Annotated in this window: 13 protein-coding genes and 1 pseudogene; 2 read left to right on the top strand and 12 right to left on the bottom strand. The window is 39.3% G+C overall.

Annotated features, from left to right (window positions below; translation table 11 throughout):
• Positions 1 to 78: 78 nt before the first annotated feature.
• Together L0B53_RS17200 and L0B53_RS17195 are read right to left on the bottom strand one after the other, a co-directional pair.
• Positions 79 to 1,767, bottom strand: coding sequence for a thiamine pyrophosphate-binding protein (locus L0B53_RS17200; protein WP_235060813.1), 1,689 nt, complete (start codon positions 1,765 to 1,767; stop codon positions 79 to 81).
• A 710-nt stretch (positions 1,768 to 2,477) separates the two neighbouring features.
• Complete coding sequence (locus tag L0B53_RS17195) at positions 2,478 to 3,362, bottom strand: LysR family transcriptional regulator (protein WP_235060812.1); 885 nt, start codon at positions 3,360 to 3,362, stop codon at positions 2,478 to 2,480.
• A gap of 399 nt (positions 3,363 to 3,761) precedes the next feature.
• Here L0B53_RS17195 and aroC point away from each other — a divergent pair, with 399 nt between their 5' ends.
• Together aroC and L0B53_RS17185 are read left to right on the top strand one after the other, a co-directional pair.
• Positions 3,762 to 4,847: a chorismate synthase gene (gene aroC / locus L0B53_RS17190; protein WP_235060811.1), complete on the top strand. Its 1,086-nt coding sequence runs from the start codon at positions 3,762 to 3,764 to the stop codon at positions 4,845 to 4,847.
• A gap of 114 nt (positions 4,848 to 4,961) precedes the next feature.
• Positions 4,962 to 5,222, top strand: a complete 261-nt coding sequence (locus tag L0B53_RS17185; protein ID WP_235062284.1) for a YfcL family protein — start codon at positions 4,962 to 4,964, stop codon at positions 5,220 to 5,222.
• A gap of 110 nt (positions 5,223 to 5,332) precedes the next feature.
• Here the strand turns inward: L0B53_RS17185 and rlmA are convergent, their stop codons facing one another.
• From rlmA to rsxG, 10 genes and pseudogenes are all read right to left on the bottom strand, one after another.
• Positions 5,333 to 6,154, bottom strand: coding sequence for a 23S rRNA (guanine(745)-N(1))-methyltransferase (rlmA, locus tag L0B53_RS17180; RefSeq protein ID WP_235060810.1), 822 nt, complete (start codon positions 6,152 to 6,154; stop codon positions 5,333 to 5,335).
• A 260-nt stretch (positions 6,155 to 6,414) separates the two neighbouring features.
• On the bottom strand, positions 6,415 to 6,915 hold the full coding sequence (locus tag L0B53_RS17175; RefSeq protein ID WP_235060809.1) for a YfbU family protein: 501 nt from the start codon (positions 6,913 to 6,915) through the stop codon (positions 6,415 to 6,417).
• A gap of 91 nt (positions 6,916 to 7,006) precedes the next feature.
• Entirely contained in the window at positions 7,007 to 8,749 is a 1,743-nt protein-coding gene (locus L0B53_RS17170; RefSeq protein WP_235060808.1) for a formate--tetrahydrofolate ligase, read from the bottom strand.
• A 255-nt stretch (positions 8,750 to 9,004) separates the two neighbouring features.
• Positions 9,005 to 9,745, bottom strand: a complete 741-nt coding sequence (gene pflA / locus L0B53_RS17165; RefSeq protein WP_235060807.1) for a pyruvate formate lyase 1-activating protein — start codon at positions 9,743 to 9,745, stop codon at positions 9,005 to 9,007.
• Between the two features lie 170 nt (positions 9,746 to 9,915).
• Positions 9,916 to 12,183, bottom strand: a complete 2,268-nt coding sequence (gene pflB, locus L0B53_RS17160) for a formate C-acetyltransferase (protein WP_235060806.1) — start codon at positions 12,181 to 12,183, stop codon at positions 9,916 to 9,918.
• A 55-nt stretch (positions 12,184 to 12,238) separates the two neighbouring features.
• On the bottom strand, positions 12,239 to 13,105 hold the full coding sequence (gene focA, locus L0B53_RS17155; RefSeq protein ID WP_260115564.1) for a formate transporter FocA: 867 nt from the start codon (positions 13,103 to 13,105) through the stop codon (positions 12,239 to 12,241).
• Between the two features lie 455 nt (positions 13,106 to 13,560).
• Positions 13,561 to 13,977 (bottom strand): lactoylglutathione lyase, encoded by a 417-nt coding sequence (gene gloA / locus L0B53_RS17150; RefSeq protein ID WP_235060805.1) that lies wholly within the window; start codon positions 13,975 to 13,977, stop codon positions 13,561 to 13,563.
• 33 nt (positions 13,978 to 14,010) lie between these two features.
• A pseudogene (gene nth / locus L0B53_RS17145) lies at positions 14,011 to 14,645 on the bottom strand (endonuclease III).
• Between the two features lie 8 nt (positions 14,646 to 14,653).
• Positions 14,654 to 15,268 carry an electron transport complex subunit E gene (locus tag L0B53_RS17140; RefSeq protein ID WP_235062282.1) on the bottom strand — a complete coding sequence of 205 codons (615 nt, stop codon included), beginning with the start codon at positions 15,266 to 15,268 and terminating at the stop codon, positions 14,654 to 14,656.
• Between the two features lie 110 nt (positions 15,269 to 15,378).
• Complete coding sequence (rsxG, locus tag L0B53_RS17135; RefSeq protein WP_235060804.1) at positions 15,379 to 16,011, bottom strand: electron transport complex subunit RsxG; 633 nt, start codon at positions 16,009 to 16,011, stop codon at positions 15,379 to 15,381.
• Position 16,012: the final 1 nt, after the last annotated feature.

The raw sequence follows: 16,012 nt of genomic DNA, 5'->3' as shown, positions 1-16,012 counted from the left end.
AATAAATTTAATAATGAATGAAAAGAGAGCTAACTCTAAGGATGAGAAAGCTCTATTTTTAACTTTTAAAAGTATTTATTAGTGACGTAGTAACTGGCTAAAACGAATGTTAAATGATGCAGAATCCCAAGGGTCTAGCATCACTCGAACAATATTCACGCCTTTTGGATTTTCTAATGTTGTTAATGTCGCTTCCATCTCTTTTTCGGTACGAACAATAAAGCCATCAGTATCTACCCCTTTTGTACCACCAAATGCAACACCCAGTTCTTCATAATTCCACACCGGAATATCATTGTATGAACGTTGTTTTCCTGGGTGAATAGCACGCTCTGCGCCATAACCTGAATTATCAAGGATAAAGATAACCGCATCTTTCTTATATTCAATGAGGTTTGATAGCTCTTGCGCTGACATATTAAATGCCCCTTCGCCTTGAATCGTGACCAGACGGCTTGTATCGGCTTTTTCTGTAAATACAGCACCACAGAACATACCAAATCCAGCGCCTAATGACCCCCAGTTACCACAGCCGTGCATCACAATGTCTGATGGGAATTCAGCTTGTGAACTGTTAATGAAACCACCGGTATCAGCATAAAATAGATCGCCAGGTTTCAGGTAGTTAGAAAACTGTATGAACAGACGGTCAATGGTTAGTGCCGCGTCGGTTGCTTCAAATTTATCTTTGTGCTCAAAAGCAAATTTACGACGATCTTCAAGGTTTAATACACCTTTAGTGACATCGACTAATGAATCCAATAATTGAGGTAAGAATTCACGTAAAAAGACATTGTCATAAACCGTTTGATCAATCACAACACGGTTTTGTTCGATGGTGATGCGGTGTTTACCTTCTTCATGCCCAATTTCTGAAGAGAATACCCCAGTATCAAACTCATTATTTGACACACCCAATGTAATAGCCACATCGGCACCTTCAACCATCTCATTGGTGTACGGTTCACACACTTTACCCATGTAGATACCCACTGCATTTGGGTGATCTTCAAATACGCCTATTTTACAAGTAAAGGTCGTTGCGACAGCGGCATTTAATCGTTCAACTAACTGTAACCCTTCATCAATCATCTCTTCACGTTGTAATTGATGACCTGTAACGATTGAGCGTGTTTTACTTGCCATAATGATTGATTTAGCGGCATCGAGAGCGATATTTAAATTATGCTGAGATGACTGATTCAACATAAGATCAAGTTCGCTGGTCGGTGCGTCAATCATGGTTGTCTGAATATCATAAGGCAGCTCTAAGTAAATAGGCTTTTTCATTTGATACGCTTTACGGAGCATGGTATCGATAATCACCGGTGCTGATTCAGCCGTCATAATACGTTCACTGGCAATGGTGATGTTTTCAAATACTTTTAAACTAGTATCAAAGTCATTGCCAACAACATGATGGTAAAGTTTATCGGTTGGTGTATTTAGCACTGGCGTTGCTGGTGCGCCACAAATAACAATCAGTGGAGTATCATCTGAATAAGCACCGGCAACGGCGTTAACCGTACTTAATGAGCCAACACCAAACGTCACTGCCATTGCACCAAAACCATTTACTTTTGCATATCCATCTGCAGCGTAAGTGCCATTTAATTCGTTGCGACTTAATACGTGTTCAACACCGTGCTCGCCATCAATTAAACGGTCAAAGAAAGGTAATACGTAATCGCCTGGAATACCAAACGCTTTGTTGACATTAAGTTCTTTTAGACGAGTTAATAAATAATCTGAAATTGTGATTTTCATGCTGTATTCTCTTTTATTAAAATAAATAATGGTTGTTAAGCAAGATTTAGTTAATATATTCTTGCTGCAGTACGGATATGTTTAATGGCTTGTTTTAAATTTAAAGTTTAAATATAAAATAAGCGTATTTGATTTCTATATATAAAATGTACGGTTATATGTTTTAAAAGTGTGTGTCTTGTTTATATAGTAAATAAATTCCTGACTAATTTCGATAACTTAATTTGGAACTGTCAATTCCATCATGCCTTGGTTTTTAATGTCAGACCTATTTTAATGTTGTCGTGATATTTAAATTATTCAGGGTTTAAATATTAAGTAACGGTTATTAATTTGTTCCCCGTTGTTGATGAGTTAAATATTAAACGATTTTAATTTTATATCCAGAGATAAAAATGGAACTGACAATTCCGAGGGCGTTTCATTTATGGATATTGAAGAAAAGGTGTTGTTGAACTAGAGCTAAAATAATTGGCATTACTAGTAGGCGGCAAGCAAGTGAGGCCTCATGAGTCTAGATGCGCTATATGATTGAACGTAGCCAATAACCTAGCAACTTCAAGTAAGAAGGGTATCTATGATTAGGGGAGACGAATACAGTCAACAAGCGACTTTAAGTGTGAAAGGGATAGGTTTGTCTATGATGAAGAATGCGCCTCCCTTTTATTTTTTTCATTCATTGATAAAGGGGAGGTGAGTAATGGCAGAGGTTAATCTAACTTAATATCTTTGAATATATCTAAAATTGTTTTAATCACTAATTGTTGTGCCGCTGATTGACTGTTTCTACTTCTGTACATTAATGATGCTTGGATCTTCGGTATTCTTATCGATGGAATCACTTCAAGTTTAGAGTTATCAGGTAAGAGATGTGTCGGAACAGTTGAAAAACCAACGGACATTTCAAGTGCTTCATAAATAAGATCTAATGTACCTAATACTAGTTTTGTATTGGGTATTATTTTTATAATTTCATCGGTATCTTGTTCTTTTATATAAAGAGTGGGATCAACCCATGTTGATATATAAGGTAGTTGTTCGATGTGATTATTTTCAATCTCTTCTAAATTTTGCTCAATAAATTCAGGGCTTGCTACCGCAGAAATGCCAACATTTAACAATGTTCGAGCAATGAGATTACTGTCTTTTAACTCACCGATTGTTAATGCAATATCCACATTATCTTTTATTTGATTGGGGTTTTCTGGGGTCTGGATTTTTATAATCAGCTCAGGGTGTTTTAGTAATAATTTAACAATGTGTTTATTGAGATGATAAGCATAAAACGCGCTAGGTATTGAAAGAACAACTGTCCCTGATATTTCACCCATGTCTTTCTTTAAGTTATCGATAGACTGATAAAACATCTCTGCTTTATCTCCAATCTGTTCATAAAATCGCTTACCATCATTGGTTGGATAAATTTTATTTTTTGCTCGGATTAAAAGTGTTGTTTTAGTGCTAGATTCTAAATTAGAGATCCGACGGCTAATGGTTGACATCGGAAGTCCTGTCAATTCGCTGACTTTCTTCATACTGCCATATTTGACTACCTGACAAAAAAGGTAGAAGTCATCAAGTGTATTTTTAACCATTAAATCATCTCTCTATATTAAATGTGACAACTTTTACTATAGCTTAATTATTTAAAAGTCTATGATGATATTTTTAAGTGTTATTGTTTTATCTCTATCCCCTTCTTACTTGAAGTTGCTAGGTTGTTGACTGCACTCGTTCGCCCCAATCATAGAGTACACCTATAGTCATGGGGCTTCACTCATTTACCGCCTACTAGCAACGCCAATGACTTTGAGTATCTACCGCTAAAAATGCCACATTTTCTAACTGATTAAATAACCAGCGAAATGAAGCAATAAATCCTTTACTCTTTTCCAAGATAACGACACTATTGAGAGATAGAGCTAACGAATACAAGATAATGGCTGTATCCAAATGGATGGGTTACAGCAACAGAAATAGATAATGAGGATGTCATGGCTGGAAATACAATAGGACAACAATTCAGAGTTACAACATTTGGTGAGAGTCATGGTTTGGCATTAGGCTGCATTATTGATGGCTGTCCTCCTGGTTTAGAACTCTCTGAAGCAGATTTACAAGTTGATTTAGATCGTCGTAAACCGGGTACTTCTCGTTATACAACCCAGCGTCAAGAAGCTGATGAAGTGAAAATTTTGTCTGGTGTTTTTGAAGGTCAAACAACAGGGACATCTATTGGCTTAATCATTGAAAATACGGATCAACGATCGAAAGATTATTCAAAAATTAAAGATCTATTTCGTCCGGGACATGCAGATTACACTTATCACCAAAAGTATGGAGTAAGGGATTATCGTGGTGGTGGTCGCTCTTCTGCTCGTGAAACGGCGATGCGAGTTGCGGCTGGTGCTGTGGCGAAAAAGTACCTGAAAGCGGTATTTGGTGTTGAGGTTCGTGGTTATCTCTCGCAAATGGGGGATATCAGCATTGAAACTGTGGATTGGGATGAGATTGGCAATAACCTATTTTTCTCTCCTGATGCTTCGAAAGTTGAACCGTTTGATCAACTGATCCGTCAACTAAAAAAAGAAGGCGATTCAATTGGAGCTAAAGTGACGGTTGTTGCTCAGCATGTGCCTGTTGGCCTTGGTGAACCTGTTTTTGACCGTTTAGATGCTGAAATTGCTCACTCTTTAATGGGAATTAATGCGGTTAAAGGGGTTGAAATTGGTGATGGTTTTGACGTTGTTAAGCAGAAAGGCAGCGAACACCGTGACGCAATGACACCAACCGGTTTTGAATCTAACCATGCTGGTGGTATCTTAGGGGGTATCTCCTCAGGGCAAGATATTGTCGCTCATATTGCGATGAAACCAACATCAAGTATTACGGTTCCAGGACAAACGATTGATGTTGAGGGCAACGAAGCTGAAGTGATCACCAAAGGGCGTCATGATCCATGTGTGGGTATTCGAGCCGTCCCAATTGCAGAAGCGATGATGGCAATTACGTTAATGGATCATTTATTGCGCCACCGTGGTCAAAATATGCATGTGGAAACATTGACACCAAAAATTTAATTAACGGTATATCCCAAATAATTGAAGTTGCTAGTCAGCGAATGGACGCTAACAACAACCTAGTGACTTCAAATATCAAGGGTATAGCAATACGTAACAACGGATATATAAGTGATGACAATTCAAGATTACGAAGAAAAACTAATGGATATGATGGATGCGATGGTAGAGACCTCTACTGAGGATCAACTGTTTGCTAATGGTTATTTACGTGGACATATCTCTCTTGCTGCTGCGAGTTGTGAATTAGAAAATATTGAAGATCTCGATATTTTTAAGCAGCAAGTATTAGAAAGTGTGACTGCAAACCAGAATGAACTAACGCCAGCGGACTTCGCTTTAGTTGTTAATTGTTGGAATGAGCTGCAGAAATAATTTAAATCTTGGGATTCATATTAAAGAATCACTAAAAGGTCGAAGGCTGTTACCATCAAACAGTCTTCGACCTTTTTTATTTTTTATTCAGTGATATATAAAATAAAGGATTACTTTTTTCGATAAATTGAGATTGAGAAGTCAGCTTCAATTTGATGATCATTTTCTGCTTCTAACTGCTGCCAAACTTGCTCTGAAGCTCGCCAAGCAAACGGTGTCATTTGAAGTAGAGCTGTTGCATCTTGGCTATTTAAATCCATGCTATAAGGCAGTAACGTCTGTTTAATCAATTCAAAACCTGCAATTTCTTCTGGTTGAGTTTCATGGAGTTTTACGCTCTGATAAACCTTTTCTTTTAGCTGATAAAGATGACGAGCTGCAGGGGTTACCGTCACAATGATGCCATCTGATTTAATCACGCGTGATAACTCTTCCGCTTTACATGGTGCATAAATACGTACAATACCATCAAGGGAGTTATCCGCAAAAGGTAGACGGTGACTAGATGCAACACAAAAATCGGCTTGAGGATAACGTTTAGCAGCAAATTTAATGGCGACTTTAGAGATATCTAATCCGTAAACTTGGCTTTTCTCGTTGTACTCTTGTAATTTAGTGGCTAACGCCGATGTATAATACCCCTCACCACAACCAATATCTAAAACTTTAAGAGCTTGGTTCGTTTCTAAATGAGCCGTCACTTCCTTGATTACCGCTTGACGAAGTGGTTGATAATGCTCGTTTTCTAAAAAAGCACGTCTCGCTTGCATCATCTCTTTATTATCACCCGGGTTCTTTGAGCGTTTGTGATGAGCAGGCATCAGATTTACGTAGCCTTCTTTTGCGAGATCAAATTGATGATTATTTTCGCATACCCAGTGATGATTATTTTGATTAAGAGCAGAAAAGCAGAGAGGGCACTGGAATGACATTAATAAATACTCGAGTAGAATTAGGTTGTCGCTAAGTATAACTAAAAATCAATGATGAAAGAATAGAAACCATATACCCTTCTTACTTACCATCTACTAATAACGCCAATTATTTTAGGTAGTACAGAGTCAATATGAAACCGTGCGAAGCATAAAAAAAGAGAGCGGTTGTTTGGCGATGAACGCAAAACGAACCAGACTCTCTTTTTAATTGCTGCCGTTTGGACTTCCATTATTTAGGCGTGTAGAAACGCGATGGATTAAGCAGCAAGAATTTTCTGTAACTCAGCAGCTGATAAATGGTATTGACGTGGGCAGGCTTTCCATTCAGCAAGCATACGCTGATACTTATTCATCATTGGCGTTTGGCTATTGAATTGGTGTTGCGAGCTATCAAACTGCGGATATTGGCCTTCAGTTGTGGTAATGAAGCGTACATAATGAAGTTGCTGAGATTCAGTAGCAGCATCAAAGCCAAGGAATTGTAGGCGACGAGCATCAACTTGATTTGCTTCAGTCTCATTGAGCATGTTGTAAGACTCTTGCATTGCGTGGTGCATCTCCATCGCTTCGATAATTTCACGACAAACCGCGTCTGATAATTGACCAAAGTCTTTATCTAATTCACGCATTTGCAAGCCAAAACCACGCTCAACAATTGTTTGTAAACGTTCGTAATGAGCTGAATTTTCAGGTGATAATTTTGACATGATATAGTACTGATTCGATAAAATCAGGCGTTGTGCATTTGTCATTTCCATTAGGATAAACCTCTTTTCATTTATATGCTTACTCTATGATTAAGACTATCACTTTGTAGATATTAAATCAGTTTTTTATCAGTTATTAAGATCAGCTCAGACCAACTATATTACCGTTTTGATCGATATCTAACTGCATGTAAGCAGGTTTTTCTGGTAGACCCGGCATGGTCATCACATTGCCGCACAGCGCATAGATAAATCCAGCGCCGGCGCAAAGCTTTAACTCTCTAATTGGTAAGGTGAAATTTGATGGAGCCCCTTTTAATTTTGGATCATGGGAGATTGATGCTGGGGTTTTTGCCATACAAATATGTAAGTGGTTAAATCCTTGCTGCTCAAATTCATTCAATTGCTGTTGAGCAAGAGGCGATAATTCGACCGCTTTTGCACCATAACCTTTAAGTGCGACTTGATTGATTTTCTCGATCAATGATTGTTCAGGTGTATAAAGTGGAGTGAAATTTGCTTGTTTTTGAGTCGCATTAACGACTGCTTGGGCTAATTCTTTTACACCTTCGCCCCCAGATTGAAAGGCATCACTGATTGCAATATCGACATGAGTTTCAGTTTTGAGTCCTTTTACACGCTCAAATAACCACTGTAGCTCTTCATCACAGTCTTGAGGAAAACGGTTAATCGCGACAACAACTGGGATTTTATATTGCTCAGCATTACGGATATGCCATTCAAGATTACAGAACCCCGCTTCTAAACGTTCAGTATCAGGTTTTATCAGCGTCTTTGTTTGGTAATCCTGTTGGTCAGGCGCGTTAGATTTCAAGCCTCGTAACGTCGCAACAACAACCGCACAATCTGGGGTGTTTCCTGCTTGTGATGCTTTAATATTACAAGCCTTCTCGAATCCCATATCAGAACCGAATCCACCTTCTGTAACAACAAAGTCAGTTAATTTTAAGGCGATTTTATCTGCAATGATAGAAGAGTTACCGTGAGCGATATTGGCAAAAGGGCCTGCATGAATAAAGGTGGGCACACCTTCAAGAGTTTGCATTAGTGTTGGTTCTATTGCCTCTTTCATTACAACTGTCATCGCACCTGCGACTTGGAGATCCTCGGCAGTAACTGGCTTACCATCTAGATTATAAGCTAATACTATCTTGCCTATTCGTTGACGCATATCTTGCAGGTCTTGACTTAAGGCTAAAATTGCCATTAATTCTGAAGCCGCTGAAATATCAAAGCCATCTTCTCGTTCAAAACCATTCATTGTCGAGTTTGGATTATTTAACCCGACGGTGATTTTACGTAAAGCACGATCATTTTGATCGACAACACGTCGCCAGCTCACACGTTGACTATCAATTCTTAAAGCAGGAAGCTCAGTTTTATCCGTGAAGGCTTGATATCCAAGGCGTTGCTCATGATAGATACGAGCATCAATAGCAGCTGCAGCGAGGTTATGAGCAGAGGTAACCGCATGAATATCACCGGTTAAGTGTAGATTCAATTTATCCATCGGTACTACTTGGCTATACCCCCCACCAGCTGCACCGCCTTTAACGCCAAAAACGGGGCCCATTGAAGGTTGACGAATACAGGCAATAACAGACTGATTAATTTTTGCTAACCCTTGAGCAAGACCAATAGTCGTGACCGTCTTTCCCTCACCAAGCGGTGTCGGCGTAATTGCTGTTACTAGGATTAATTTGCCATTTTTTCTATCTTTTAGTCGAGTTAAGGTTGAGGTTTTGACTTTGGCTTTAGATGTTCCTAAAGGGGTCAAATCATCAGGGATTAAGCCTGCTTGTAATGCAATATCGGTAATGGGGGAAAGTGGTGTATCTTTACTAATTTCAATATCACTTTTCATTATTAATCCCTTTTAATCGGTCAAATGGTGTATTTGTCCGACTATTCTAACATGAAAAAATAACGGGGGTAGAGGCGGGCTTCTGAGTTGAGATCTAAGTTAAAAAAGGGTGTAGATTCATGTAATCTACACCCTTTTATACCCTTCATACTTGAAGTCGTTAGGTTGTTGGCTGCACTCATTTGCCGCCTACTAGCAACACCGATTATTTCAGGTATATTGGTTATTTTACTAACCTATTTTTTAGAGAAAAGATTAATAAATCACATTCTCTTTATATTCAGATAGAATTGATTTAATCTTTTCCATGGTCTCTTTTGATGGAGGGTTAACACCATCAAGTGGGTAGTCATAACCTAATGCTTCCCACTTATGAGCACCTAATTTATGGTAAGGTAACATCTCAATTTTTTCGACATTATCCATATCTTTAATAAATTCACCTAACTCGCGAGCAGAGGCTTCATCATCGGTAAAACCCGGCACGATAACGTAGCGGATCCAAGTTTTTTGACCACGTTTCTGAAGATACTCAGCAAACTGTAGGACACGTTTATTCGGTACACCAACGAGGTTTTCATGGACTTCATTATTCATCTGCTTAAGATCAAGCATCACTAAATCAGCATAATCTAGCACCTCATCAATGACATCAGAGTGCTTACGAATATAACCATTGGTATCTAAGCAGGTGTGGATACCTTCATCATGTGCAGCTTTAAATAGATCACGGACAAATTCTGGTTGTAACATCGCTTCACCACCCGATGCAGTAATACCACCACCAGATGCTGTCATAAAGTGTCGATAAGAGACTACTTCTTTCATGATCTCTTCGACAGTGACTTCTTTGCCATCATGAAGATCCCAAGTATCTCGGTTATGACAATATTGGCAACGCATTAAGCAGCCTTGTAAAAAAACAATAAAACGGATACCGGGACCATCTACGGTTCCACAAGATTCGAATGAATGAATACGACCAGTCGTTGACATTATTTTTCTCTCTTTTTAGTGCTACTAGCTATGATTGGAATGATAATTAGTGGCTTTAGATATTAATAATCATTTTATTACAAAGTGGCTCATTTAAGTAGAGCTAGCCATAAAAAAAGCCCTTACAATCAATGCAAGGGCTTTTTATTTAGCGGTTATTTACCAGAGAATTATAGAGACTCTGTAAATGTACGGCTAATTACATCGTTTTGCTGCTCTGGAGTCAGAGAGTTAAAACGAACAGCATAACCAGAAACACGGATAGTTAGCTGTGGGTAGTTCTCAGGGTGCTTAACAGCATCAAGAAGCGTTTCACGGTTTAATACGTTAACGTTCAAGTGTTGACCACCTTCAGTCTTACCAGATTCATGGTGGAAGTAACCATCCATTAGACCAGCAAGGTTCGCTTTCTGAGTTGAATCATCTTTACCTAGTGCATTTGGTACGATAGAGAAAGTATAAGAGATACCATCTTTCGCATCAGCAAACGGTAGTTTACCTACAGAGGTTAGAGAGGCAACAGCACCCTTCTCATCACGACCGTGCATTGGGTTTGCACCTGGAGCAAATGGCGCGCCAGCACGACGACCGTCTGGTGTATTACCCGTTTTCTTACCATATACAACGTTAGATGTAATAGTAAGGATAGACTGAGTAGGTACCGCGTTACGGTACATTTTCAGTTTACGGATTTTCGCCATAAATGTAGAAACAAGTTCACATGCGATGTCATCAACGCGTGAGTCATTGTTACCAAACTTAGGATAATCACCTTCGATTTCGAAGTCAGTCGCAATGCCATCTTCGTCACGGATAGGCTTAACCGTTGCATATTTGATTGCTGATAATGAGTCAGCAGCAACAGATAGACCTGCGATACCACACGCCATTGTACGGTAAACATCACGGTCCATAAGCGCCATTAGAGATGCTTCGTAGCTGTACTTGTCATGCATGTAGTGGATGCTGTTTAGTGCAGTCACGTATTGTGTCGCTAACCAATCCATGAAGTGATCTAGACGATCCATTACTTTATCGTAATCAAGAACTGCATCAGTCATTGGTGCTTCTTTAGGACCAATCTGAATTTTAAGCTTCTCATCAACACCGCCGTTGATAGAGTAAAGCATTGTCTTAGCAAGGTTTGCACGAGCGCCGAAGAACTGCATGTGCTGACCGATAACCTGAGGGCTTACACAACACGCGATTGCATAATCATCAGAGTTGAAGTCTGGGCGCATTAGATCATCATTCTCATACTGGATAGATGATGTATCGATAGATACTTTCGCACAGAACTCTTTAAAGCCTTTAGGAAGCTGCTCAGACCAAAGTACAGTAATGTTTGGCTCTGGAGAAGGACCCATAGTGTATAGGCTGTTTAGGAAGCGGAAGTTAGTACGTGTAACTAATGTACGTCCGTCAAGACCCATACCACCCATTGATTCTGTTGCCCAGATTGGGTCGCCAGAGAACAATGTATCGTATTCAGGCGTACGTAGGAAACGAACCATACGTAGCTTCATTACGAAGTGGTCAATCATCTCTTGAGCGTCAACTTCAGTAATCTTACCTGCTTCAATATCACGTTGGATATAGATATCAAGGAAAGTTGAAGTACGGCCTAGTGACATTGCTGCACCGTTTTGAGACTTAACCGCTGCTAGGTAGCCGAAATAAGTCCACTGAACTGCTTCTTGTGCAGTTTCAGCTGGTTGAGAGATATCACAACCATATTTAGCTGCCATCTCTTTGATTTGACCTAATGCACGATACTGCTCAGAGATCTCTTCACGAAGCTGCATAGTCATCTGTAGATCTTCGCCTTTTTCAAAGCGCTCTACCAGTGAGTTTTGTTGTGCAAGCTTATCAGCCATTAGACGGTCAATGCCGTATAAAGCAACACGACGGTAATCACCAATGATACGACCACGACCATATGCATCAGGAAGACCGGTTAAAACGCCAGATTTACGACATTTTAGGATGCTTGGAGTATAGATATCGAAAACACCTGCGTTGTGTGTTTTACGGTACTCTGAGTAGATTTTCTTAACTGTTGGATCAAGTTCACGGTCATAAGCTTTACAAGAACCCTCAACCATGCGGATACCACCATTAGGGATGATAGCGCGCTTAAGAGGAGCTTCAGTCTGTAAACCAACGATAGTTTCAAGATCTTTATTGATATAACCAGCATCGTGAGCGGTAATTGTTGATATAACAGAAGTATCAAAATCAACAGGCGCGTGGGTGCTATTTTCTTGCTTGATGCCTTCCATAACTTTAGCCCAAAGCTGATTAGTCGCTTCAGTACCTTCAGTTACTAAGAAAGACTCATCACCTTCATATGGTGTGTAGTTTTTCTGAATGAAATCACGAACGTTTACATCGTTCTGCCAATCACCACCAGCGAAGTTTTCCCATGCTGTAGTCATGTTATACCTACCTATCTTGTCTGTATAAATAAAAGAAAAAACAAATATCGTCGTATTAAGCTTGTTTTTTAAGCTCAGAACGGCGATGGATAAACCAATACGTCATTCCAACAAATAAACCACCACCAAGGATATTACCAATGGTAACTGGAATCAGGTTGTTGAAAATAAAATTACTTGTTGTTAAATCTGCAAACTGGTCAGGATTAATTCCTGTCATTGTCCAAAACTCAGGGCTAGCAAAAGAGTGAATGAGGATGCCCATTGGGATCATGAACATATTTGCAATACAGTGCTCAAATCCACTTGCGACAAACATCGCGACAGGTAAGATCATCACCATGATTTTATCTGTTGCTGAACGACATGAGTAAGTCATCCAAACAGCAAGACATACCATTAGATTACATAATATACCTAAAAAGACAGCTTGCGAGAAAGTATGGTGTAATTTGTGCTGTGCAATTTTCATCGCGTTAATACCCCATTCACCATGTGCAGCCATATGCTGTCCAGCGAACCAGATACAGATAACAAAAAGGATAGCACCAATAAAGTTTCCGATATAAACAACAGCCCAATTTTTTAGTAATTGAAGTGTTGTGATGCGATTACTTGCTCTTGCAACGGTTGTTAAAACGGATGAAGTAAAAAGTTCACCGCCGCAAATGACGACTAAAATAAGTCCTAAACTAAACGCTAATCCACCAACAAACTTCGCCATGCCATAAGACATATCGGCAGAACCTGTTGTTACAGTGGTATAGAAAACAAAAGCGATAGAGATAAACACGCCTGCTGTAATCGCTAGGTAGAAGGATTGAATCTGCTTCTTGGTGGCTTTATAAACGCCAGTTTCTTCAGCCAAGTGAGCCATATCTGCTGGCATTAACGCATCAAATGGATTTTTTTCAGTTTTCAAAACTATTACTCTTTTTAGTTAGAATATCGCTTCGTTAGGTATAGTAACAAAAGCGCCATTTTACAAAATTGATCTAGATCAATGTGTGAAAATTTACAACATCTGAAACACTTAATTTACTCGGTGATTCTTATTAACTTCTTGAAATTATTATATATAATTTATTTGATAAATACTAAGTTTTTTTTAATGAAATAAAATTACCTAATTTTTATGTTGTAAAAGCAAATGGCTATTTTAATTTGTTGAAATATAAGCTTTTTAATATGCAATATTATTACTAATTGGGTATTGGGTTTGTACCCATTCTAGGGTGGGCGAGGGGAGAACTATGATTGCAGAAATGAAAAAAGCTCAATTTGAGTTAAATCTAGGAAAGAATTATCTCAAATCGAGCGATAAAATCGTCGGTGAAAGCGAGCCAGCTATCCCTTTATGTTAACATTTTGTGAGTACTATAACCCTAATCCACTCGTGGCACTTTTATTTTGGATTAATTCTATTTTATAACCATCAGGATCAGTGACAAAAGCAATTTGCGTTGAGCCACCTTTTACTGGGCCGGGTTCACGGCTAATTTGAGCACCAGATTCACGTAATGTATCGCAAGTTGCATAGATATCATCAACACCAATCGCAATATGACCGAATGCAGTACCTTGGTCGTAGCTGTCTGTCCCCCAATTATAGGTCAGTTCAATCACTGAACCTTGAGACTCATCACCATAACCAACGAAAGCTAAGGTGTATTGGTAGTCTGGGTTATCATGGCGACGTAGTAGTGACATTCCCATCACTTCAGTATAGAACTTGATGGATTTATCAAGATCACCAACACGTAGCATTGTGTGTAAAATTCTACCATTTGACATAATGTTTTCCTTTTATTTAAATTTCAGTCTGCTCTATAACTCTATTTTTTCTCTATATTCGCACAAATCTTCAATAATACAGCTACCACAGCGTGGTTTTCTGGCAACACAGGTATAACGTCCATGAAGAATTAGCCAGTGATGAACATCAACTTTGAACTCTTTAGGTACAACTTTAATTAATTTTTCTTCCACTTGATCGACATTTTTTCCCATCGCAAACTTAGTACGGTTACAGACTCTAAAAATATGAGTATCGACGGCAATGGTCGGCCAACCAAATGCGGTATTAAGCACCACGTTGGCTGTTTTTCTCCCTACACCAGGAAGGGCTTCTAGTGCTGCTCTGTCTTCTGGAATTTCACCATTATGTTTATCTAACAGAATTCGACAGGTTTTAATCACATTTTCTGCTTTTGAGTTAAATAACCCAATGGTTTTAATATACGCTTTCACCCCATCAACACCGAGATCAAAGATAGCTTGCGGTGTATTGGCTATGGGGTACAACTTGTCTGTTGCCTTATTAACACTGACATCCGTTGCTTGTGCTGATAATAAAACGGCGATTAAAAGTTCAAAAGGGAGTTCCAGTGGAGCTCTGTTTCTGGATGTGGATTTTCAGCCCGTAAACGCTTTAATATCTCAACCCGTTTTTGATTATTCATTTTAGTGACTATCCCTGTTTATTATCAATAACGTTCTTAATGGCAATTAATATACCGACCCCGATAAATGCTCCGGGTGGTAGCATTGCAAGTAACAGTGGGCTGTCAAAGTGAATCACTTGAATACGTAATACCGATGCCCAGTCACCCAGTAAGCGGTCAGCGCCATCAAATAATGTCCCGTTACCTAAGACTTCACGTAGTGCACCGAGCACGGTTAATACTGCCGTCATTCCTAGCCCCATCCATAAGCCATCTAGAATCGAAGCAATAGGAGCATTTTTAGAGGCATAGGCTTCAGCTCGACCAATAATAATACAGTTGGTCACAATTAACGGGATAAAGATCCCTAGAGACTGATAAAGACCATAGGTATAAGCATTCATCAAAAGTTGAATACAAGTTACTAATGATGCGATGATCATCACAAAGACAGGAATACGGATCTCTTTAGGTACCCATTGACGAACTAAGGAGACAATCAGATTAGAAGAAACTAAAACTGCGGTGGTCGCCAAACCTAAACCCAGTGCATTGACCACGGTTGCCGATACAGCCAGTAGTGGACATAAACCGAGAAGCTGAACAAGCGCTGGATTATTGGTCCACATTCCCTCTTTCATTAGCTTTTTGCCATCATAAGAGGGAGTGGTTTGTTTAGCTTGTTCTTCTATTATTTCCGCGTCACTGTTCACGACAGATTTGTCACTTGTTGCTAATTTTTGTTCAGCCATCATTTTTCTCGACAGTTAAAAGGTTGGTTGAATAATTGGTCACGATTTTGATTGTAGTAAGTCACGGTTCTTTTTACTGATTTAACGACGGCTCTTGGGGTGATTGTTGCCCCTGTAAATTGGTCGAAATCTCCACCATCTTTACGAACAGCCCAACGACTTTCATTCTCAGGTGTGACGCTCTTACCAAGGAAATCATCAACCCAATTTGTCACTCTAATACTAATCTTATCTCCTAATCCCGGTGTTTCATGTTGCTCAAGGACACGAACACCTGTCACGACTCCATTATAGTCTACGGCAATGATGGAGTGGATTGCACCGCTATAACCATCAGGGGCAATTGTCTCAATAGCCGCTCCAACAGGTTTACCTTCTTTTGTTGCAAGATAAACCGGCATCGCATTAGTCGTCCCTAATGCTTCAGGTGCCGTTACTAGAGTACAACTTGCGTAGAGATCATTATCATAGCTGGTCGATGGAATAATTTGATTAAGTGTTCTTAATAGTTGCAATTCTTGTTGTTTGGCGATGGTATCTTTAGTGACTGCATTCGTCACTGCCACTAACGCCGTGGCTAACAGTGCGAAGATCGCTAAGATAATCCCATTTTTTCCCATTGCTTTATACATG

It is taken from the genome of Vibrio sp. SS-MA-C1-2, assembly GCF_021513135.1.
GTDB lineage: Bacteria > Pseudomonadota > Gammaproteobacteria > Enterobacterales > Vibrionaceae.
The sequence above is the reverse complement of the archived record's forward strand: the minus strand, read 5'-3'. Positions and strand labels throughout refer to the sequence as shown.